We start from the raw sequence: 1,505 nt of genomic DNA on the forward strand, positions 1-1,505 counted from the left end.
GGCCAACGCGCTGCGTGCCGCGGCGGGCGCCGGTGGCGCCGGAGCGGCGGGCGGCGCGCGTGGCGGTGCCGGGATGATGGGCGGCGGCATGATGGGCGGCGCCGGCGGCGCCGGCGGCGCCGGACACGGCGCCGGTGGCACGGGCTCCGAGCACTCGTCGTGGTTGACTGAGGACGACGATCCGTGGGGCCCCGGTGACGGTGCGTCCCCGGGCGTCCTGCGATGAGGATGGACGGATGAGGGTGAACGTCGGAGCGCTCCGGCCGGTCGCGGCTGGCCTGCTGGCGGGGCTCCTGGTGCTGGGGGCCGCCCAACCGGCGGCCGCCGCGCCCCGGCGAGCCGAACAGTGGTATCTGGACGAGCTCCGGATCGAGCAGGCGCAGAAGCTCTCGACCGGGCGGGGCGTGGTCGTGGCCGTGATCGACAGCGGCGTCGACGCCAGCCACCCGGATCTGAAGGGTCAGGTGCTCGCCGGTGGCCGCAGCTACGGCGGCAGCGGCGACGGGCGGGCCGACGAGGACGGGCACGGCACGCACATGGCCGGCATCATCGCGGCGACGAACGCCAGCCGCGACGGCGTGGCCGGCATCGCACCCGGCGCGCGGATCCTGCCCATCAAGCTGTACGCGGGCAAGAACCCACCGTACGACGACAGCGCGGTAGCCCTCGGCATCCGGATGGCCGTCGACGGCGGCGCCACGGTGATCAACCTGTCCCAGGGCAAGCCGTCGGAGGCCACTGCCGAGGAGGAGAGCGCCATCCGGTACGCCCTGGACCGCGACGTCGTCGTGGTGGTGGCGTCCGGCAACACCGCGAAGGGCGACGTCGACGTGAGCGCGCCCGCGAACGTCCCCGGCGTGCTCGCCGTGACCGGGACGACGCGGGGTGGCGCCTTCTGGTCCGGCTCGGCCAAGGGGCCGGAGGCGGTGATAGCCGCGCCCGGCGACGGCGTCTACAACGCGGGCCCGAACAAGGGCTACGGCTGGGGTGACGGCACCTCCGACTCGGCCGCGATCGTCTCAGGTGTCGCCGCGTTGGTCCGGGCGAAGTACCCGAACCTCGACGCCGCCAACGTGATCAACCGGATCATCCGGACCGCCCGGGACGCCGGCCCGGCTGGCCGGGACCCGCAGTTCGGCTTCGGCCTGATCGACCCGGTGACCGCGTTGAGCGCGAACGTGCCGCAGGTCGCCGCCAACCCACTGCTGGATCCGTCAGCCGTGACGAACCCGACGCCAGCCCCCGCAGACGCATCGGACGAGGAGTTCGACGTCACCCAGCACGGCGACCGCGGTGGTCCCACGGACCAGCAGGTCATGGTGATCGGCATCGGTATCGCCGTGGTGCTGGTGCTGCTCGTGGGGCTGGGGGTCTTCCTGATCTGGAACCGCCGCCGGTACCGCCGTGAGGCGGCCCTGCCGGCCGACATCCCGGATGACCCGCTCGACCCCGCGCCCCCCACCGGGTACGCCCCGCCGGAGGGCTACGCCCCGCCACCCGGGTCC

1 protein-coding gene and 1 pseudogene are annotated in these 1,505 nt (G+C 74.4%); both read left to right on the plus strand.

Annotated features, from left to right (window positions below):
* Positions 1–226, plus strand: a pseudogene (locus tag FHG89_RS00085) (hypothetical protein); the annotation flags it as partial.
* A gap of 10 nt (positions 227–236) precedes the next feature.
* A partial coding sequence (gene mycP / locus FHG89_RS00090) for a type VII secretion-associated serine protease mycosin (RefSeq protein ID WP_139581807.1) occupies positions 237–1,505 on the plus strand: 1,269 nt, incomplete at its 3' end.

It is taken from the genome of Micromonospora orduensis (genome assembly GCF_006228125.1).
In the GTDB taxonomy this organism is placed as follows: Bacteria; Actinomycetota; Actinomycetes; order Mycobacteriales; family Micromonosporaceae; genus Micromonospora; species Micromonospora orduensis.